The sequence below is a fragment of the Mesorhizobium sp. WSM4308 genome (genome assembly GCF_002294905.1).
Taxonomy (GTDB): Bacteria; Pseudomonadota; Alphaproteobacteria; order Rhizobiales; family Rhizobiaceae; genus Mesorhizobium.
This window is the reverse complement of record NZ_NSFW01000004.1, coordinates 304,605-323,447: the sequence shown is the minus strand read 5'-3', so window position 1 is coordinate 323,447 and position 18,843 is coordinate 304,605. Positions and strand designations below refer to the sequence as shown.

The following is an 18,843-nucleotide window of genomic DNA, read 5'->3' as shown; positions in this document are numbered from 1 at the left end:
TAAGGCAGTCGTATCAATCGTGCGGCTTCGTGCTATGCATACGCCCAATTCCTAATCCCTAAGCCTACTCCCTTACCGCCATGCATCCCATCGCCCTTCTCGACTATGCCGGCGTCGCTGTTTTTGCGGCGACCGGGGCATTGGCTGCTTCGCGAAAGCAACTCGACATTATCGGTTTCCTGTTCCTTGCTAGCGTCACCGGCATTGGCGGCGGCACGTTTCGCGACCTCATCCTCAACGTGCCGGTGTTCTGGGTGGGAAACCGCGACTATGTGCTGATCTGCGCGGTGGTGGCGATCCTTGTCTTCTTCACCGCGCATCGCGTCGAATCCCGCTACAAGCTGCTGTTGTGGCTCGACGCCATCGGGCTGGCCGCTTTTTCAGTGATGGGTGCGGCCAAGGGCCTGGCGATCACCGGTTCGCCGGTGGTTTCTATCATCACCGGCATGCTGACCGCGACCTTCGGCGGCATATTGCGCGATCTGCTTGCCGGCGAACCATCGGTGCTGCTGAGGCCGGAGATCTACGTCACGGCCGCTCTGGCGGGCGCCGCCATCTTCACATTTGGCGACGTCGCCGGATTGCCGCAGATCGTCTCGGGGTTGGCCGGCTTCGTCGTGGCGCTCGCCGTGCGCGGCGGCGCGCTGCGTTTCGGCTGGTCGTTTCCGTCGTACAGGAGCCGGCCTGGCCGGCGGCCGGAGGATATTCCGTAAGGAAGGGGATAGAGAATAGTCAGTAGTGCGTAGTCAGCGAAGCGTGAACGTAGCGTCTTGCCTGCTGCCCTTACGCCGCAAAGCGCTGCGCTTCCCCGCCATAGTAATTGACGTAGCGGGCGCCGATCTCCTTGACCGGCATCACCACGAAGACATCGACGGTCGAGAATTCGCGGTCGATGACGCAGCCGTCGCCGATGCGGGCGCCGACCCTCAGATAGCCCTTCACCAGAGGCGGCATCGCCGCGATCGCCGCCTTGGTGTTGACCGCCTCGATCGGCATCAGGTCCATGGAACAATAGCGCCCGGACACCGCGCGCACATCCCAGGCCGAATTCGTGCGGCAGTGATGGGCGAGATAGGTGAGCGCCTCGGCATGCGCCGCCGGCACGGTACCGTGGAAGGAAGCGCAGCCGGTCATCACGCCGATTTCGTAGTGATTGATGTAGGCCCAGATGCCTTGCCACAGCGCCTCGATGGTGCGCTTCGAGCGGTATTCCGGCAAAACGCAGGATCGGCCGAGCTCGAGGAAACGCTGGCCGGGATGGCGGGCGATGAGCTTGGTCAGCTCGAATTCGCCTTCGGAATAGAAGCCCCCGGCGGCGGCCGCGATTTCTTGCCGCAGCAGCCGGTAAGTGCCGACGATGCGGCGGTGTTCGGGGCCGGAAATCGAATTGTCGAAGACGAGCAGATGATCGCAAAGCGGATCGAATCGGTCGGCGTCGCGGCGGTCCTGCGCCTGGAACAGGTCCTTGCGGGCGCCAAGCTCGTCATAGAATACGCGGTAGCGCACTTCCTGCGCGGCCGCGATCTCGGCCTCGTTGCGGGCGAGCCGCACTTCGAGATTGCCAATACGGCCGAGTGCGGCGCCCTTTATGACGGAATCGACATTACGCCCGCCGAGCAAGGCGCTGCTGGCGTTCGGCCGAGTGTCACATTCCGGCATAACTGTATGCACGAGTGATTCTCCTTCGAGCCATCCCTCTTGGCACGGGGATACGGTGTAGGTGCAACAGGATTGTGACAGTACCGTGATAAGGCGTCGCGGGCAATACTTCGTCGGCTGGCGAAAACGGTCAACCGGCTACGTTAGGTGAGGAGGAGCGAGGCGCCTTTCGTTTGCACGGATCAACTCGCCGCGCTTCAAACCCTTGTTTTGATGGGGGTCGCCCTCGATAAATCGGGGCCTCTTTGGGTTGGCGTGCATCAGCCGCCCAGCTGGAAAAAACCGGATCAGGCCGCAACCTGGCCCTCGACGGCGTTGACGAGCGCATCCGGGTCGAGGGGCTTGGTGACGAAGCCGCTGGCGCCATGGGCAAGCACCGCATGGCGCGTCTTTTCCTGGCTGTCGGCCGACAGCACCATGATCGGCACGGGCGGCGCCGATGTCTCTTCCTCATGGCGGCGGATCGCGGCAATGGCATCCAGCCCGTCCATGACCGGCATATGCAGGTCCATCAGCACCACGTCGAAGCGGTGCTTGTGCCCGGCGCTGGTGACGGCCTCGACGGCGGCCTTGCCATTGCCGACTACCTTGACGCGGTGCCCCGCCTTCAACAGCGTGGCGCGGGCCAGCATGGCATTGATGTCGTTGTCCTCGGCGATCAGCACGGACAAGCCCAACTGGCGGTCGCTTGAAGCGCGCAGCGCAGGGGTGCGGCGCTTTTCCGGCTGCGGCTGGGCAAGGGCCGGCGCATGGCTGGTCAAAAGAACACGCAAAAGTGTTCCACCGCGCACCGGCCGGGCCAGGAAGGTCGCGTAGCCGCTGGCGCGGAATTCGCCAAGCAGGCCGCGGTCGGTCGGTGCGATCAGCGTAACGGCTTCGCAATCCAAAAAGCCGACTTGGCGCAACCGTTTGAGCACTCTCCCATCGCTCTCCTCCATGGCCGCGTCGACCAGAACCACGTCGCAGCCGTCGGCGAAGGAGGCGGCCTGTGCCACCGTGGTGGCGATGGCGGCCGCGCCGCCATTGGCGCGGATGGTGCGGGCGATGGCGTCTGCCTCGACGGCGTTCCTGGACAGGATCACCGCGCGCCTGCCGGCAAGCACGTTCTGCCGGCCCTGAGGCGCCTCGGTGGCCTCCGTGGCCGGGATTTCGAAGACGAATTCCGACCCTTGGCCAAGCCGGCTGGACACCGAAATCGTGCCACCCATGGCGGCCACCAGCCGCTTGGAGATGGCAAGTCCGAGCCCCGCTCCGCCATGTGCGCGCGTCGAGGTGCCGTCGGCCTGTTCGAACTCCTCGAAGATACGCTCCATGTCCTCTTCGCGCAGCCCGGGACCGGTGTCGGTGATGGTGAAGCAGATGCGGTCGCTGGTCTCGGTGCGGGCGCGCGCGATGCTGACCAGCACGCCGCCGCCGTCGGTGAACTTGATGGCGTTGCCGATCAGATTGAGCAGCACCTGCCTGACCCGGCCTGGATCGGCTGTGATCAATTGCGGTACATCCGGTTCGACGTGGCAGCCGAGGCCAATACCCTTCGCGAAGGCGCGGGCGGCGAGCAATTCGATGATGTTGTCGGCGATCTCGCGCACCGACATGGGCTGCGGTTCCGGATCGAAGCGACCGGCCTCGATCTTGGAATAGTCGAGCAGGTCCTCGATCAGGGCGAGCAGGGCGCTGGCCGAGGTCGAGATGGCGCCGACATAGGTCTGCTGTTCCGGCGATAGGCTGGTGTCGGCGAGCAGCCTGGCCATGCCCATGATGCCGTTCATCGGCGTGCGGATTTCATGGCTGACCGTGGCGAGGAAGCGCGATTTGGCCTGGCTTGCGTATTCGGCGCGCTCGCGCGCGGTGATGAGCGAGGATTCGGCGCGCTTGCGGGCAGTGATGTCGCGGGCGATGGCGCGATGCGATGCCGTGCCGCTGTCCTTGTCGCGCACCGACAGTTCGATCCAGGAGAACCAGCGCGGGCCGCTTGGCGTGCGGATGGCGACATCGGTGGAACTGAGGCACTCATGGTCGGAAAAGGCGGCATCGGGGACGATGCCGACCTCGATGCCAAGTTCGGCCAGGGTCTTGCCGGCAAGATCGCGCTGATCGGCTTCGACCAGATCGGCGAACACCTTGTTGGCATAGACGATGTGGCCGTCGCGATCGCGATGGATGACGAGGTCGCCCAGCGCATCGATGAGACCGCGAAAGCGCTCCTCGCTTTCCTGCATTTCCCACATGCGGTCGGCCAGCGTCTCGATTTCGGCGCGGCTTCGGGCGGTGGTCTCGTCCAGCATTACCACGGTGCGGTGGGCGCTGCGTCTGGCATGGAAATGCATGGCCAGGCCGGCGAGGCCGGTTGCCAGCAAGGCGAGGCTGATGAAGATCGGCGCCCCGGTCAGATGCGCGAGGCCCGCCAGGACCAGGATGGCGACGAAGGTGAGCAGCGGCAGGCCTTCCCGCCTGACCAATTGTTGCTCGGGCACCAGCGGCGGTGCGGCGATGAACCGCCGCGCCGCCGCTGGTGCCGCAACCGCATCGACATCGTCGCCCTTGTTTGCCTGTCGGCTGTCGGATTCCGCGATCATGCGAAACCCTTGCCAGACAGAGATTATGGAAAATTGCGGCGGATCGTTCGAATTTTAGCGGATAGGCGTTTTTGTCCCGGCAGCGGCGGATTCGCCACCGGATTAGGCGATCCATCCGCTGGCTGGAGCCCGCGAGGCGGGCTTACATGTCGACGACGACGCGACCGCGGATCTTGCCGTCGACGATGTCGCGCGCGGCATCGATGATATTGTCGAAGCCGATGGTCGTGGACAGGCTGGCGAGCTTCTGCAGGTCGAGATCGGTGCCGATGCGCCGCCAGGCCTCGAGGCGCACGGCCTTCGGCGCCATCACCGAATCGATGCCGAGCAGCGAGACGCCGCGCAGGATGAAGGGGGCGACGCTCGACGGCAGATCCATGCCGCCGGCCAGGCCGCAGGCCGCGACCGCGCCGCCATAGGAGGTCATCGACAGCACATTGGCCAGCGTGTGGCTGCCGACCGAATCGATGCCGCCGGCCCAGCGTTCCTTGGCCAGCGGTTTGGCGGGCTGGCTGAGCTCGTCACGCGAGATCACCTCGGCGGCGCCGAGATTTATCAGATAGGGGCTTTCGGCATTGCGTCCGGTCGACGCAATGACGTGGTACCCGAGGCTGGACAAGATGGAGACCGCGACCGAACCGACGCCGCCGGCTGCACCCGTCACCACCACCGGGCCGCGATCAGGCAGGATGCCGTGCCGCTCCAGCGCCATGACGCAGAGCATGGCGGTATAGCCGGCGGTGCCGACCGCCATCGCGTCATGGGCGCTGATGCCTTCCGGCAGCGGAACCAGCCAGTCGCCCTTGACGCGGGCACGCCCGGCATAGGCGCCGAAATGCGTCTCGCCGACACCCCAGCCATTCAGGATGACCTTGTCTCCCTTGCGCCAGTCGGGATTGGAGGACGAGATGACCGTTCCGGCGAAGTCGATGCCCGGCACCAGCGGCCAGCGGCGGACCACCGGCGCCTTGCCCGTAATGGCCAGCCCATCCTTGTAGTTCACCGTCGTCGCCTCGACCGCGACGGTGACGTCACCCTCCATCAGGTCGGCTTCGGTGAGATCCGTCACGGCGACCGACTGTTTCTTGTCGGCGTCGCGCGAGACGAGGATGGCTTTGAAGGTTTCGGACATCTTTTTCTCCGCGAACTTGCTTGGCGTCCTTGACTGTGCGGCGATGGCCGCGTGGGGTCAATCTTTGGAAGATTTGGCGTTCGAAGCTTTGGGCTCGCGACGCCAGCCGATGAGTTCGTCGAAGACGACCAGTGCCGCGCCCACGGAAATGAAGGCGTCGGCGAGGTTGAAGATGGCAAAGGACCAGACCGGCGTGTGGAACAAGATGTAGTCGATGACGTGGCCGTAGACGGCACGGTCGATCAGATTGCCCAGCGCGCCGCCGGTGATCAGGGCAAAGCCGGTGCGGGCGATGACATGGCCCGATGGCGTGCGGGTGGCGAGGTAGAGCACGAAAGCCACGACCATAACGGCGATGACCACCAGGCCGGTATCGCCGAAGGAGGAGAACATCGAGAAGGCGATACCGGTGTTGTAGGTGCGAAACAGCGCCAGGAACGGCACCAGATCGAGCTTTTCCTGGAAGGGCAGGCCGGCCTCGACCAGATGCTTGATCCACTGATCGAGCGCGATGGCCGCGACGACGAGCAGCGCGTAGGGGGACCATGATCTCACGGGCGGGCAACCTTCATTGCTGGTCGGCGATTGGTTCGAGCCTCAGCGCGCCGCGCCGAATCTCGAACAGCATGATGCCGGTGGCGACGGCGAGATTGAGCGAATCGGCGCGGCCCGCTTGCGGGATCCTGAGCAGCCGGTCGCAACTCGCTGCCAGGCTTTCAGGCAGGCCCTGTTGCTCATTGCCCATCATCAGCAGCACAGGCCCACGGGAAAAATCGACCGAGCGGTAGTCGACCGCACCCTTCAGATGCGTGCCGGCGACAAGGCCAGAAAATCCGCCGCGCCAGGCAAGGAAGGCCTCGGTCGTTGCCTTCGCCACCGGCACGGCGAAGATCGAACCCATGGTGGCGCGCACCGTCTCCACGGAAAACGGGTCCGTGGTGTCGCCGACCAGGATGACACCCTTGGCGCCGACGGCATCGACGGTGCGGATGACGGTGCCCAGATTGCCGGGGTCGCGCACCCGGTCGAGCGCCACCCAGACATCGCCATTGTCGGCGCGGATGTCCTTCAGCGCCAGGAATTTTTGCGAGAAGACGCCGACCACCATTTGCGGATTGTCGCGGCGGGTGATGGCGACAAGCACTTTTTCCGAGACTTCGAGCACCGTGCCGCCGGCGGCAACCGTGCGCGCGGCGACCTTTTCCACCGCCGGGTTGCCGCGCCCGGCCTTGGCGAACACAAGCGTCCTGATCTGCCAGCCCAGGTCGAGCGCATCGATGACCAGCTTCAGCCCCTCCGCCATGAAGGCGTTCTGCTGGTCGCGGAATTTCTTCAGGGCGAGTGCCTTGATGTCCTTGATCAGCGGATTGGCGAGGCTGGTGACTTCCTTCACCTGGCCAGGTGCGCCCACATGCCGTTCGTTCATTCAGGCCACCCAACGCGAAAACAATGAGGTCGAAAGCGCCCTGCCAGCGGACTTTTCGCGAATGATCAGCTCACCCGATTCAACCCTGCCGCCCATGCCGGCGAACGTGTCGCGCATCAAAGCGTGGATGGCGAAGAAGGAGGCGCGGATCGAATAGGCGGTCAACACCACGGCAAGCGGCTTCGGCGTCAGGATCGCGCGACAGAGATCGGTCAGGGCAGGCAGATCCTCGAACAATTGCCAGACCTCGCCCTTGGGGCCACGGCCATAGGCCGGCGGGTCGAACAGGATGATGTCGTAGCGGCTGCCGCGGCGCTCCTCGCGCTCGGCGAATTTCACCGCGTCGTCGACGATCCAGCGGATCGGCTTGCTGCCCAGCCCGGCCATCTCCTGGTTTTCACGCGCCCAGCCGATCGCCTTCTTCGAGGCATCGACATGGGTGACCTCGGCGCCGGCGCGGGCCGCCACCAATGAGGCGAGGCCGGTATAGCCGAACAGGTTCAGCACCTTGACCGGCCGCCTGGCCGCCGCGATCAGCCCGGCCATGTGGTCCCAGTGCGAGGCCTGTTCGGGAAAGACGCCGACATGGCGAAACGAGGTGAAACGGCCGAGATAATCGATGCCGTCATGCTTCATCGGCCAGGTCTCGCCGAGCGGCATCTTCGGGAAACGCCAGCGGCCGATGCCCTCTTCGTCGGTGTCGCCGGTGAAGATGGCGTCGGCACGCTCCCAGTCCCTCGCCGGCAAGGCCTTCTGCCAGATCGCCTGGCCCTCGGGCCGCACGATGCGGTAGGGGCCATATTGTTCGAGTTTCTGGCCGGCGCCGCTGTCGAGCAGCGCATAATCGGCATTCGGCGCCACTTCGAGAATCAGCGGAAGCTGCTCGGCGGGCAGGGCGCCGTCACGGCGGGCAAGGATGCGCGGGGCGGAATTCGGTGCGGGCTGGCTGTCCGGGCTGCCGGCCTGCTTTTCCCGTGGCTTTGCCTCCGACCTTGCCGCACCGTGATTGTCGTGCGCACGCGCCTGTTGCGCGCCGTCCTTCGCGGGCGGGCGGCCGTCGCGGCGTTTGTCGCGAAAAGACTTCAAGAAGCAGCATCTCCGGCGGTTCGGCCCGCTTCTGCCACAGCTATGCCCTTCGGCGCAACAAAACCCGCGCGACATTGCGACGGCGGCGCGGTGGCGGGCGGTTCAGCCGCGCCTGATCGCAAGCAGGGCGAGAGCCAGCGAAATGAAGCCGGCGGTTTTGAATGCCGTGACGGCCATGTGGCCGGTTTCCCAACGCAGCCGGATGGCTTCGAAACCATCCGGGATCGGGCCCGGCACCCAGGTGGCGAGGACATCATTGGCCGGTTTGACGAGAACAAACCACAACACGAGCGACAGCGCGTAGAGCAAGGCGGCTACGAGCGCGAACCAGAACGCCGGGCGATCGTCGCGCAGCAGCCAGGCTAGCAGTCCGGGGCAGGCGATTGCCGCGATGTCCAGCGGCGCGCCAATCACCGCGAAGAGCAGGAACTGGCCGTTGAAAACGGTGGTCTCGCGCCAAAGGGCCGGCGACCACTGGGTGAGCCGGGGTGCCGATTCCAGGACGTGGGCGAAAGACGGCCCGAGGCTGAGTGCGGCGACCATGGCAGTCAGCACAGACCAGAACAGCAGGAAACCGTATATCTGCATGCCGGAACAACGGTCCCTCGTCCGAGGAGTTCCGAGCCATCAAGCCGCTTGCGGCGCCAAGCATGGCGGCCCTATCGTTCGTCGCCAACGGATTGCCATTGATGTCCCGCTCCGAACGCCTGCTCGACCTGATCCAGTCGCTGCGCCGGCACCGCTGGCCGGTGAGCGGGCAGGCGCTGGCCGATGAGCTCGGGATTTCGATCCGCACGCTCTACCGCGATATCGCCACGCTGAAGGGGCAAGGCGCGCCGATCGAGGGCGAGGCGGGACTGGGCTATGTGCTCAAGCCCGGCTTCATGCTGCCGCCGCTGATGTTCAGCGACGAGGAGATCGAAGCCATCGTGCTCGGTTCGCGCTGGGTTGCCAAGCAGCCGGACCAGCGTCTTTCGGCCGCTGCCGCCAATGCGCTGGCCAAGATCGCGGCCGTGCTGCCGGAGGATCTGCGCGAGGATCTCGATGCCTCGACCCTGTTGGTCGGGCCGCAGATGACGGCCATTGAAGGCATAGATCTTGGCGTCGTGCGGCAGGCCATCCGCCACGAACGCAAACTCGGTTTTCTCTACCGCGATGCCGGTGGTGCTGCTTCGCAACGTATCGTCTGGCCGTTCGCGCTCGGCTTCTTCGACAAGGTGCGGGTGGTGGTGGCGTGGTGCGAGATGCGACAGGATTTCCGGCATTTTCGCGCCGATCGCATATCCGGCCTCGACGCCGTCGATGCGCGCTATCCGCGTCGCCGCCAGGCGCTGCTCAAGGAGTGGCGGGCAACGCTCGACAAGCCGCGCGGGCCATGATGCCTACTGCCAGAATCTGACAGTAGCTTGCCCTATATCAGCCAAGTCGAAACGTTGAAACAGCTTGGAGAGCAGTCATGGTAAGCCCGAATTTCGTCATTCTCTATGTCGACCAGCCGCTCAAGAGCGGTGCCTTCTACAGCGCGCTGCTGGGGTGCGAGCCGCTCGAAAGCGCGCCGGCCTTCGTGCTGTTCGTGCTCGACAACGACTTCAAGCTCGGCCTGTGGTCGCGCCATACGGTCGAGCCGGCGGCGGCCGCGGCCGGTGGCGGCGCCGAGATCGTGTTTGCGCTGGAGACGCCGGATGCGGTCGACGCAACCCACGCCGACTGGTCCGGACGTGGCTTGGAGATCCTGCAGACGCCGACCGACATGGATTTCGGCCGCACTTTCGTTGCGCTCGATCCCGACAACCACCGCCTGCGCGTCTACTGGCTGTCCGACGGGCAACAGGCCGATGGAGAGCAGAAATGAGCGCGTATTGGATCGCCGTTGCGTCGGCCGAACATGTCCGGCGCGGCCGAAAGGACGGTTTCATGCAGGTCAATCACGGCAAGGCGGCGCCGCTGCGTCGCGTCAAGCCCGGCGACGGCATCGTCTACTATTCGCCGACCACAGTTTTGCGCGAAAAAGACGGCCTGCAGGCATTCACGGCAATCGGCACGGTGCGGGAAGGAGAACCCTATCAGGGCGACATGGGCGGCGGCTTCACGCCGTTCCGGCGCGATGTCGAGTGGATGGCGGCTGAAGAAGCGCCGATCAAGCCGTTGCTCGAACGGCTGGACTTCACCGCCGGCAAGTCGAACTGGGGATATCAGCTGCGCTTTGGCCTGTTCGAAATCACCGATCACGATTTTCGTCTGATCGCAGAGGCGATGGGTGCTGCAAAGAAACTTGCAGAAGCTAGGGCTTGAGAGCCTTGTAGACGGCAATGCCCGCTGCAAGGTCCTCGAGTGCCGCGCCAACCGACTTGAACAGCGTGATCTCGTCAGGGCTCTCTCTGCCCTTTTTCCGGCCGCGCGCCAATTCGTGCAGGTCGGCGACGATGGCGTCCGTCTTCAGCACGCCCGAGGCCAGCGGCTGGACGATGTCGCCGGCTTCCTTGGTGGCGCCGGCGCGGGTGTCGACATAGACGCGGGCGCGGGCGATGGCGTCGTCATCACTTTCACGCATCGTCGGGGTGAAGCCGCCGACCAGGTCGACATGGGTGCCTGGCCGCAACAGAGCGCCCTTGATCAGCGGCGTGGTGGTGATCGTCGCCGAGGAAACGATATCGGCCTCACCAAGCTCGGTATCGAGGTCGGTCGCGGTGCTGGCCGCAAAGCCATCGGCGCGCAAATCGGCCGCGACTTTCTCGGCGTTTGCCGGGGTGCGGTTCCATATGCGGATGGTTTTGATCGGCCGCACGGCCGAATGCGCCTTGGCGAGGAACGGCGATAGGGCGCCCGCGCCGACCACAAGCAGCCGCGAGGCGTCGTCGCGGGCAAGGTAGGAAGCCGCCAGCGCCGAGGCGCAGGCGGTGCGCCATTGCGTCAGCCGCTGGCCGTCGATCAGGGCTTCCGGTTCGCCTGTCGCGCCATTGAGCAGGAGATAGAGCCCCATCACGGCGGGCTTGCCGATGGCGTTGTTGTCGGGCGAGACGGTGACGATCTTGACGCCGATATGGCCGCCGGAAGACGTGCCGGCGGCGTTGAAATCGGTCCATGCCGGCATCAGCAGCAAGGTCGAGGCGGCACCATCGGGCCGTTCGACAGCGTGATGATGCCTGACCGGCTGCACCGCACCTTCGCGGAATGCCGCGCGCAACGTCTCGACCAGTCCGGGAAAGGTCAGCGCACTGTCGACCTCGGCGGCCGAAATGGTCAGCATGAACAGCTCCGCGGAACGAAAGGCGCCGGCCGGCCCATCAACTGGTCGGCTTTGGCAATGCCGACCCTTGGGCCGACCCTTGGGCCTGTCCTTGGGCTGATCCCTGCGGCGCTGATGGCGCGCGGCTGACCGCCTGGCGCAGGTTTTCCGCCTCGACGCCGCGCTGGCGCGCCAGTTTGCGGTAGCGGCCCTGCTTGACCCAGGTCGCCAGGCTGCCGACGATCATGCCGATGGCAAGCGCCAGGAACAGGAAAATGAACAGCGGCAAGGTGAGCGTCAGCTTCGGATTGCCGGGATTGAACGGATCCAGCGTGAAGGCGACGAGTTCGCGGTTGGCGACGGCCAGCGCGATCAGGATGATCGCCAGGGGCACGAAGACCACGATGAGCATGAAACGATTGAGCATTATGTTTTCCGTCGGAAGTTGGCGCTGCGCCTACTTGCCGCCGTTCAGCCTTTCGCGCAGTTCCTTGCCGGTCTTGAAGAACGGCACCCATTTCTCCTCGACCTCGACGGATTCGCCGGTGCGCGGGTTGCGGCCGGTACGGGCGGGACGGTTTTTCACCGAAAAGGCACCGAATCCGCGCAACTCGACCCGGTTGCCTTCGGCGAGTGCGTCGGTGATCTCGTCGAAGATCGCGCCGACGATGTTTTCGACGTCGCGCAGGAAAAGATGCGGATTGCGCGTGGCAATAATCTGCACAAGTTCGGACTTGATCATCAGACGGGTCCCCGTGAAAGCAGTTCGGTCGAAATTATGAGGATGATTTTATTGGCTTTTTCAGCTGCCCCAAACCGCGCTCAAGGGTGCCAGACAGAAACGAGGCCGTCAAGAAACAAGCGGTCGGCGCCAAGTTCGTGGATGACATCACTGCTGTAGTCCGGCAGGCCAAGCGCGCTGCCCACCGTTTTTACCATGGCTTTTGACCACAGGAAGCTGCCGCGCCGCTCCGTATCCTTCCATTCGACCACCTTGAGCTTGGCGTCGACACCCTTGGCCGCCAGCCAGTCGATCGCCTCGGTTTCGCCGCCGACGGCGTCGATCAGCCCGTTGGCGACACCCTGGCGGCCAGTAAAGATCGATCCGTCGGCCAGCGCCAGCGCCTGTTCGTGGGTCATCTTGCGGCGTTCGGCGACGATGCCGACAAACCAGTCGTAGCTGTCGAGGATGAGCTTGCGGACCATGGCGCGCTCGTCGTCATTGGTCGGCTTGAAAGGAGAAGGCGAAGCCTTGAGCGGCGAGGATTTCACCTCCTCCAGCTTGATGCCGAGCTTGTCCATCAGGCCGCTGACGTCGGGATACTGGATCAGCACGCCGATCGAGCCGACGATCGAGGTCTTGCGGGCGACGATGTGGTCGGCCGCACTTGCGATCATATAGCCGGCCGATGCGGCGAGCGTGCCGACTTCGGCCACAACCGGCTTGTCGGCGGCTACCTTGCGCACCTCCTCATAGATCGATTCACCGCCGACGGTGGTGCCGCCGGGTGAATCGATCGCGAGGATCACGCCCTTCACCTTCGACGACTTGCGGATGTCTTCCAGACGCTTGATCAGGTCCTCGTCCTCGGTGATCGTGCCTTCGATCCTGACCTTGGCGATATGGTCGACAGCCGAGCCGCCGAGATCGTCGCGATAGAACCAGGCCGACAGCGCGATCACTCCGAGGGCCACGATGCCGATGGCCGCAACACGCCAGAATGTCAGCTTGCGCCGCAAACGGCGGCGGTCGATCAGGTCGTCGGCTCTCAATGCCATGGTCAGCCTCACGGTCGGCGGGAAGAGACGCTTTTAGACCATGATGTCTTCATCGGAAAGCAGTTCCGCTTGCCTGTGGCGCGGCAATCCGCCCGCGGCGATCCAAACACACTCCTTTTTGTGACTGGCCTGTGCAAGGCACGCGAGGTAAGGGGAAGAACAGCGGTGATGAAAAAAAGGCGCAGGCGCGCCCATTTCTGCTATGAAGTACCGGCTGTTGTGCCGACCTCGTTTTCGTTTGTACAACCACAGTTGTCACATTTTTGCGGTTTTCGTGGGCTTGTGCTTGCTTGAGAGTGCCGGCCCCCCACCTATAGGCGGTGTTCCTTGGCGGGCAGGGTCTAGAAGAAAGCAGTCATGTTAGCGCGATCGAATGAACCGACCAGCCCCGAGACGGCGTTGGCTCCCCCGGCGGATGGCTGGACGCGGGGCGATGCGTTCGACCGCGCCCAACGTCATTCGCGCCGCGTGCGCGTGCTCAAATTCGCCGTGCCCCTGGCCGCGGCGCTGATCGCCGTCGCCTTCCCGATCTATTCCTATCTGGCCGCCCCCGTCTCGGTCGCGGTGCAGTCGGAAGGCGCCGCCTTTTCCAACGGCAAGCTGGTGATGGCCAATCCCAAGCTCAACGGTTTCACCAAGCAGAAGCAGCCCTATTCGATGACAGCCCTGCGGGCGATCCAGGATGTCAGCACGCAAGGCATCATCGAGCTCGAAGGCATAGACGCCAAGGTGCCGGTCGGGCCGGACAATGTCGCTGCCATCAAAGCCTCGCACGGTATCTACGATCGCGACGGCAATACGATGAAAATGACCAGCGACGTCATGATCACCACGACCGACGGCATGCAAGCCAAGTTCAAATCGGTCTTCCTCGACATGGGCAAAGGCACTATGAAGACGGACGACCCCGTCGACGTCAGCAGTGGCGGGTCGCAAATCACAGCGGATTCCCTGTCGGTCCAGGACAATGGCAAGATCCTGGTGTTCGAGAAGAGGGTGCGCGTCAACATCGATCCCGCCAGCGTGAAGGCGGCTGAGGCAAAGGGCGAAGAATCGAATGTGGCACAATAGTTCGACACGGCTTGCGGCCGCAACTTCGGTGCTGCTCCTGCTGGGCCTTGTGCCGTCGGTGGCGCAGTCGGGTGCCAGCAGCCAGGTGTCCGGGCTCAAATTGTCCGGCGACAAGCCAATCCAGATCGAAAGCGACAAGCTGGAGGTGCGGCAGGCCGAGAACGTCGCCGTGTTCACCGGCAACGTCACCGTCGTCCAGGGGCCAACCCTGCTCAAGGCCGGCAAGATGATGGTGTATTACGTCAAGGATCCCAACGCGGCCGCCAAGGGTACCGAAGCGGCGGGTGCCGCGATGACCGGCTCCGCCAATATCGATCACCTCGAAGTCAGCAGCAAGGTCTACATCAAGTCGGATGACCAGGTTGCGACCGGCGACAATGGCACCTTCGACATGAAGACGCAGGTGCTGGTCCTGTCCGGCAAGGAAGTGGTGCTGTCGCAGGGCCCCAACGTGCTCAAGGGCTGCAAGCTGACCGTGCAAATGAAGACTGGCCTAGCCAATGTCGATGGTTGCGGGGGACGTGTCATCATGTCGATGACCCCGCCGAAATCGGATGCGCCAAAGGCGGGAGCGACGAACCCCTGATGGCCAGCCTGTCATCGCTGACGGCGCGTCTTCCGGGACGTGCCGCAGCCAAGGTTTCGGCTCCGGCCACGATCACCGTCGACAAGACGAAGTTCAAGGGAACCTTGATCGCCAAGGGCCTGACCAAGAGCTACAAGGGCCGCAAGGTGGTCAGCGGCGTCACGCTCGGCGTGCGCGCCGGCGAGGCCGTCGGGCTGCTCGGCCCAAACGGCGCCGGCAAGACCACCTGTTTCTACATGGTTACCGGCCTTGTGCCGGTGGATGAAGGCACGATCGAGATCGACGGTTTCGACGTCACCTCGATGCCGATGTATCGTCGCGCGCGCCTCGGTATCGGCTATCTGCCGCAGGAGGCGTCGATCTTCCGAGGCCTCAATGTCGAGCAGAATATCCGCGCCGTGCTCGAAGTGGTCGAAAAGGATCGCAAGGTGCGCGAGCGCAATCTCGACGAACTGCTCGAGGAATTCCACATCAGCCATCTGCGCAAGGCGCCATCCATGTCGCTCTCCGGCGGCGAGCGGCGGCGCCTGGAAATCGCACGCGCGCTGGCGACGCGCCCGGCCTACATGCTGCTCGACGAGCCCTTTGCCGGCATCGACCCGATCGCCGTCGCCGATATCCAGCAGCTTGTGCGCCATTTGACGGCGCGCGGCATCGGTGTCCTCATCACCGACCACAATGTGCGCGAGACGCTCGGGCTGATCGACCGTGCCTACATCATCCATGCCGGCCAGGTGCTGACCCATGGCCGCGCCGACGAGGTGGTGGCGAACCCGGATGTGCGGCGGCTTTACCTCGGCGAGGGCTTTACGCTCTGACCTTTTTTCTCATGCAATTCCGGCCGGAGGATCGTTTCCGGAAATTTGCCTTAGGCGTGAAATTTGTTTCCTGGCACGATTTTTTGCGTGTCGCGGGCTGATTTTTCGCGATTTTGCTCCGAGATAACGCTCCGGTAAGCGGCTTTTGCTAGGCTTTGCCTTGACAAGCAAAAGCCGGGCCAGTTTTTATGGCCGGCTGCCGAATTCGTTTCGGGAGGCGCGGACGCGTAGAGGAGGCGTTTGAAACCGAACCATGGCGTTGGCGGCGAAATTACAGCTCAGACAGTCCCAGTCGCTGGTGATGACGCCGCAGCTGATGCAGTCGATTCGGCTGCTGCAGTTCACCCATGTCGAGCTTGAGCACTTCATCGACGAGGAGATCGAGCGCAACCCGCTTCTGGAGCGCGCCGAGCCGCAGGACGACGCCGCGAGCGACCAGGTGCAGAAGATCGAGGCAGAGCCGCAAGCGGCCGCCGAGGGCGACTGGTTCGAGAACGAGGCGGGGTGGAGCGCCGAGGCGATATCGGAAAAACTCGATACGTCGCTGGAGAACCTGTTTCCCGACGATCCCGGCATCAGCGAGCGGCTCGGACCCGACCTGACGGCGCAATGGAAATCGGCATCCGGCAATGGCGGCGGCTCCTCGTCCGAGGGGCTCGACGCCGGCGACATGGCGGCGAGCGCCATCACCTTGCGCGACCATGTCGGCGAGCAGATCGCCCTCGCCTTCGTCGATCCCGCGGCGCGGCTGATCGCAGGCGAACTCGCCGATGGCCTCGACGAAACCGGCTATGTCAGGGCTGATATCGAGGAGATCGCCGCGCGTCTGGGCACCGACGCAGCGAGCGTGGCCAAGGTGCTGGCGGTGTGCCAGACCTTCGAGCCGACCGGCCTGTTCGCCCGCGACCTTGCCGAATGTCTTTCGCTGCAGCTTGCGGCGCGCGACCGTCTCGACCCGGCGATGAAGGCCCTGGTCGCCAATCTCGAGCTCCTGGCGCGGCGTGATTTCCAGACGCTGAAGCGGATTTGCGGCGTCGACGAGGAGGATCTGCTCGACATGCTGGCCGAAATCCGGGCACTCGATCCGCGCCCGGGCATGGCGTTTTCGGGCGGCGCCAGTGACGCCATCGTCGCCGATGTCGAGGTGCGCGCGGCCAATGACGGCAGCTGGACCGTCGAACTCAACGCCGAGACGCTGCCGCGCGTGCTGGTCGACCATATTTATTTCGCCCAGGTGTCGCCGCATGCGAAGAACCAGGCGGAAAAGGATTTCCTGGCCGAATGCCTGCAGAACGCCAACTGGCTGACGCGCAGCCTCGACCAGCGGGCAAAGACGATCCTCAAAGTGGCCTCGGAAATCGTGCGCCAGCAGGATGCATTCCTGGTCCACGGCGTGCGCCAGCTGAAGCCGCTCAATTTGCGCACGGTGGCCGACGCGATCGGCATGCACGAATCGACCGTCAGCCGCGTTACCGCAAACAAATACATGCTGACCCCGCGCGGCGTGTTCGAACTGCGCTATTTCTTCACCGCCTCGATCGCCGCGTCGGGCGGCGGCGACGCGCATTCCTCGGAAGCGGTGCGTGATCGCATCAAGCAGCTGATCGACGAAGAAAAACCTATCGATGTACTTTCGGATGACGCGATCGTCGACATGCTCAAGGAGAGCGGCGTCGATATCGCCCGGCGCACGGTCGCCAAGTATCGGGAAGGCATGAATATTCCGTCGTCGGTGCAGCGCCGGCGCGAGAAGCGGGCGCTCGCCAGCGCCGGGCGCTAGGCGCCTGCGATTTTCCACAACTGCCGAGCTTCATTGACAAGCCGCGGGGAAGTGGCTAGAAGCCCGCCCGCATGAGACGGGCCTGATGCCCGCTAGCGGATGGTCCGTCACGACAATGGCCTCGGGATGGTCAAAAAGGCGGCTTGTGATCAACCGGAAAGTTCGGATTTAAATCGGCGCGAGTGACGCCGCAAAGCTTGTGCGCACGGATCACGAGTATAAACTCGGGCCAGTTTGAAGCCTGAGCAAGGAAGGTCAGTTTTCAGATGAATCTGCGCATATCGGGAAAACACATGGATATCGGCGATGCGTTCCGCACACGCATCAACGATCGTGTCGGCGAAGCGATCGGCAAATATTTCGATCGCGGCTTTGCGGGACACGTCACCGTCATCAAATCGGGCTCGCGCTATTCGGCGGATTGCATGATCCGGCTGGATTCCGGCGCCTCGCTGCAGGCCACCGGCGATGCCCAGGATCCGACCCTGGCTTTCGAGGCCGCGGCCGATCGGCTGGAGACCCGGCTTCGGCGCTACAAGCGCCGTCTCAAATCGCACAATTCAGGCAATGGCGATTTGACCGACATCGCCTATACGGTGATGGCGCCGCTTGCCGATGACGACGAGGAGATGCCGGAGGATTTCGCGCCGGCCATCGTCGCCGAATCGACCATGACGCTGAAGACCATGTCGGTGGCCTCGGCGGTCATCGAACTCGATACCAAGGACAGTCCGGTGTTCGTTTTCCGCAACGCCGGAACCGATCATCTCAATATCGTCTATCGCCGGCCCGACGGAAACATTGGCTGGATCGACCCGTCCACGACCAAGGTCGCACAGGGATAAAAGCCAGCCGCACGAGGGGTGGGGACTGGCCACGGCAGGCGAACAAGGATTTTCAAGCATGGATCTGAGCGATCTTATCAGCGTTCCGGCGATCTTGCCGGCGTTGAAGGCGAACTCCAAGAAGCAGCTTCTGCAATTGCTTTCTGAACGGGCGGCGGCAATTTCGGGCATTCCGGAGAGGGAAGTGTTCGACACCATCCTGCAGCGTGAGCGGCTGGGCTCGACGGGCGTCGGCAATGGCATCGCCATTCCGCATGGCAAGCTCGCCGGCGTGAAGCGCATCGCCGGTGTTTTCGCCCGGCTGGAAACGCCGGTCGATTTCGAGTCGCTGGACGACCAGCCTGTCGATCTGGTGTTTCTGCTGTTGGCGCCGGAAGGGGCGGGCGCCGATCATCTGAAGGCCTTGTCGCGCATCGCGCGCGTGCTGCGCGACGCCGACACCGTGGCCAAGATCAGGGGGACGCGCGATGCCGCGGCGATCCACGCGCTGCTGTCGGACACGCAGGCCTCGCACGCCGCCTGAAGCCGGATTTTGAAAAGACTTGCCAGGGGCCGCCGCGGGCGGCCCTCTTCGTGTCAGCCAACCGGTCGCTTTTAGTGAATGGCGACGGTGGTCAGGTCGTTTTCCATGGCGCCGGCCAGCGCGCGGTCACGCGCGTCGGAAAGCAGGATCGGCTGGCCATTGGCGGCAAACAGCGCCCACAATTCCAGGCCGGGCGCGATTTCACCGATGTTGGGGAAGCGGCCGAGCAACTCGTCGCTCGAGACCTTGCGCAGATAAGCGACCGAGCCTTCGCCGAGATGGGCGAATTCACCGCTGGTCATGGTGATATTCTCGTCAGTCCTGGTCATTTCAAGC

Annotated in this window: 22 protein-coding genes; 10 read left to right on the top strand and 12 right to left on the bottom strand. The window is 63.9% G+C overall.

Annotation, left to right across the window (positions count from 1 at the left end; all coding sequences use genetic code 11):
- Positions 1-80 precede the first annotated feature (80 nt).
- The gene (locus CK227_RS09645; RefSeq protein WP_095772472.1) at positions 81-713 is read left to right on the top strand and encodes a trimeric intracellular cation channel family protein; all 633 of its coding nucleotides are present in this window, start codon (positions 81-83) and stop codon (positions 711-713) included.
- 70 nt (positions 714-783) lie between these two features.
- Here CK227_RS09645 and CK227_RS09640 read toward each other — a convergent pair whose 3' ends face one another.
- From CK227_RS09640 to CK227_RS09610, 7 genes are all read right to left on the bottom strand, one after another.
- On the bottom strand, positions 784-1,659 hold the full coding sequence (locus CK227_RS09640) for a GNAT family N-acetyltransferase (protein ID WP_179296420.1): 876 nt from the start codon (positions 1,657-1,659) through the stop codon (positions 784-786).
- 287 nt (positions 1,660-1,946) lie between these two features.
- Positions 1,947-4,235, bottom strand: coding sequence for a PAS domain-containing hybrid sensor histidine kinase/response regulator (locus CK227_RS09635; protein WP_095772474.1), 2,289 nt, complete (start codon positions 4,233-4,235; stop codon positions 1,947-1,949).
- A 142-nt stretch (positions 4,236-4,377) separates the two neighbouring features.
- Complete coding sequence (locus CK227_RS09630) at positions 4,378-5,367, bottom strand: MDR family oxidoreductase (protein ID WP_095772475.1); 990 nt, start codon at positions 5,365-5,367, stop codon at positions 4,378-4,380.
- A gap of 57 nt (positions 5,368-5,424) precedes the next feature.
- Positions 5,425-5,922, bottom strand: a complete 498-nt coding sequence (lspA, locus tag CK227_RS09625; RefSeq protein WP_095772476.1) for a signal peptidase II — start codon at positions 5,920-5,922, stop codon at positions 5,425-5,427.
- A 13-nt stretch (positions 5,923-5,935) separates the two neighbouring features.
- Positions 5,936-6,793 carry an RNA methyltransferase gene (locus CK227_RS09620; protein ID WP_095772477.1) on the bottom strand — a complete coding sequence of 286 codons (858 nt, stop codon included), beginning with the start codon at positions 6,791-6,793 and terminating at the stop codon, positions 5,936-5,938.
- Positions 6,794-7,879: a class I SAM-dependent rRNA methyltransferase gene (locus tag CK227_RS09615; protein WP_095772478.1), complete on the bottom strand. Its 1,086-nt coding sequence runs from the start codon at positions 7,877-7,879 to the stop codon at positions 6,794-6,796.
- Between the two features lie 102 nt (positions 7,880-7,981).
- Positions 7,982-8,422, bottom strand: coding sequence for a DUF1772 domain-containing protein (locus CK227_RS09610; protein ID WP_245318101.1), 441 nt, complete (start codon positions 8,420-8,422; stop codon positions 7,982-7,984).
- Positions 8,423-8,568: 146 nt separating this feature from the next.
- Between CK227_RS09610 and CK227_RS09605 the strand changes: the two genes are divergently transcribed.
- The 3 genes from CK227_RS09605 to CK227_RS09595 all read left to right on the top strand — a co-directional run bounded on the left by CK227_RS09605 (position 8,569) and on the right by CK227_RS09595 (position 10,171).
- The gene (locus tag CK227_RS09605; protein WP_095772480.1) at positions 8,569-9,258 is read left to right on the top strand and encodes a YafY family protein; all 690 of its coding nucleotides are present in this window, start codon (positions 8,569-8,571) and stop codon (positions 9,256-9,258) included.
- Between the two features lie 77 nt (positions 9,259-9,335).
- Positions 9,336-9,731 (top strand): VOC family protein, encoded by a 396-nt coding sequence (locus tag CK227_RS09600; protein WP_095772481.1) that lies wholly within the window; start codon positions 9,336-9,338, stop codon positions 9,729-9,731.
- Entirely contained in the window at positions 9,728-10,171 is a 444-nt protein-coding gene (locus tag CK227_RS09595; protein ID WP_095772482.1) for an EVE domain-containing protein, read from the top strand. Before CK227_RS09600 ends, CK227_RS09595 begins: the two co-directional genes overlap by 4 nt.
- Here the strand turns inward: CK227_RS09595 and CK227_RS09590 are convergent.
- The 4 genes from CK227_RS09590 to sppA form a co-directional block, all read right to left on the bottom strand.
- Positions 10,161-11,126 (bottom strand): ornithine cyclodeaminase family protein, encoded by a 966-nt coding sequence (locus CK227_RS09590; protein ID WP_095772483.1) that lies wholly within the window; start codon positions 11,124-11,126, stop codon positions 10,161-10,163. The genes CK227_RS09595 and CK227_RS09590 overlap by 11 nt on opposite strands.
- Before the next feature lie 37 nt (positions 11,127-11,163).
- Positions 11,164-11,532, bottom strand: coding sequence for a DUF1049 domain-containing protein (locus CK227_RS09585; RefSeq protein WP_095772484.1), 369 nt, complete (start codon positions 11,530-11,532; stop codon positions 11,164-11,166).
- Positions 11,533-11,562: 30 nt separating this feature from the next.
- Complete coding sequence (locus tag CK227_RS09580) at positions 11,563-11,847, bottom strand: integration host factor subunit beta (RefSeq protein ID WP_006200394.1); 285 nt, start codon at positions 11,845-11,847, stop codon at positions 11,563-11,565.
- Between the two features lie 80 nt (positions 11,848-11,927).
- The gene (gene sppA, locus CK227_RS09575; RefSeq protein ID WP_095772485.1) at positions 11,928-12,884 is read right to left on the bottom strand and encodes a signal peptide peptidase SppA; all 957 of its coding nucleotides are present in this window, start codon (positions 12,882-12,884) and stop codon (positions 11,928-11,930) included.
- Between the two features lie 357 nt (positions 12,885-13,241).
- Here sppA and lptC point away from each other — a divergent pair, with 357 nt between their 5' ends.
- From lptC to ptsN, 6 genes are all read left to right on the top strand, one after another.
- Entirely contained in the window at positions 13,242-13,955 is a 714-nt protein-coding gene (lptC, locus tag CK227_RS09570) for an LPS export ABC transporter periplasmic protein LptC (RefSeq protein WP_095772486.1), read from the top strand.
- A complete protein-coding gene (locus CK227_RS09565; RefSeq protein WP_095772487.1) occupies positions 13,942-14,541 on the top strand; it encodes an LptA/OstA family protein in 600 nt (199 codons plus the stop codon). The genes lptC and CK227_RS09565 overlap by 14 nt, the downstream gene beginning before the upstream one ends.
- Complete coding sequence (gene lptB, locus CK227_RS09560) at positions 14,541-15,359, top strand: LPS export ABC transporter ATP-binding protein (protein ID WP_010911489.1); 819 nt, start codon at positions 14,541-14,543, stop codon at positions 15,357-15,359. The genes CK227_RS09565 and lptB overlap by 1 nt, the downstream gene beginning before the upstream one ends.
- 253 nt (positions 15,360-15,612) lie before the next feature.
- Positions 15,613-17,139, top strand: coding sequence for an RNA polymerase factor sigma-54 (gene rpoN, locus CK227_RS09555; protein ID WP_095772488.1), 1,527 nt, complete (start codon positions 15,613-15,615; stop codon positions 17,137-17,139).
- 266 nt (positions 17,140-17,405) lie between these two features.
- Positions 17,406-17,984 (top strand): ribosome-associated translation inhibitor RaiA, encoded by a 579-nt coding sequence (raiA, locus tag CK227_RS09550; protein ID WP_095772489.1) that lies wholly within the window; start codon positions 17,406-17,408, stop codon positions 17,982-17,984.
- A 58-nt stretch (positions 17,985-18,042) separates the two neighbouring features.
- Complete coding sequence (ptsN, locus tag CK227_RS09545; protein ID WP_019861194.1) at positions 18,043-18,507, top strand: PTS IIA-like nitrogen regulatory protein PtsN; 465 nt, start codon at positions 18,043-18,045, stop codon at positions 18,505-18,507.
- A gap of 71 nt (positions 18,508-18,578) precedes the next feature.
- On the opposite strand, the gene CK227_RS09540 is transcribed toward ptsN, so the two are convergent.
- A complete protein-coding gene (locus tag CK227_RS09540; RefSeq protein ID WP_032920755.1) occupies positions 18,579-18,836 on the bottom strand; it encodes a DUF1150 family protein in 258 nt (85 codons plus the stop codon).
- Positions 18,837-18,843 lie beyond the last annotated feature (7 nt).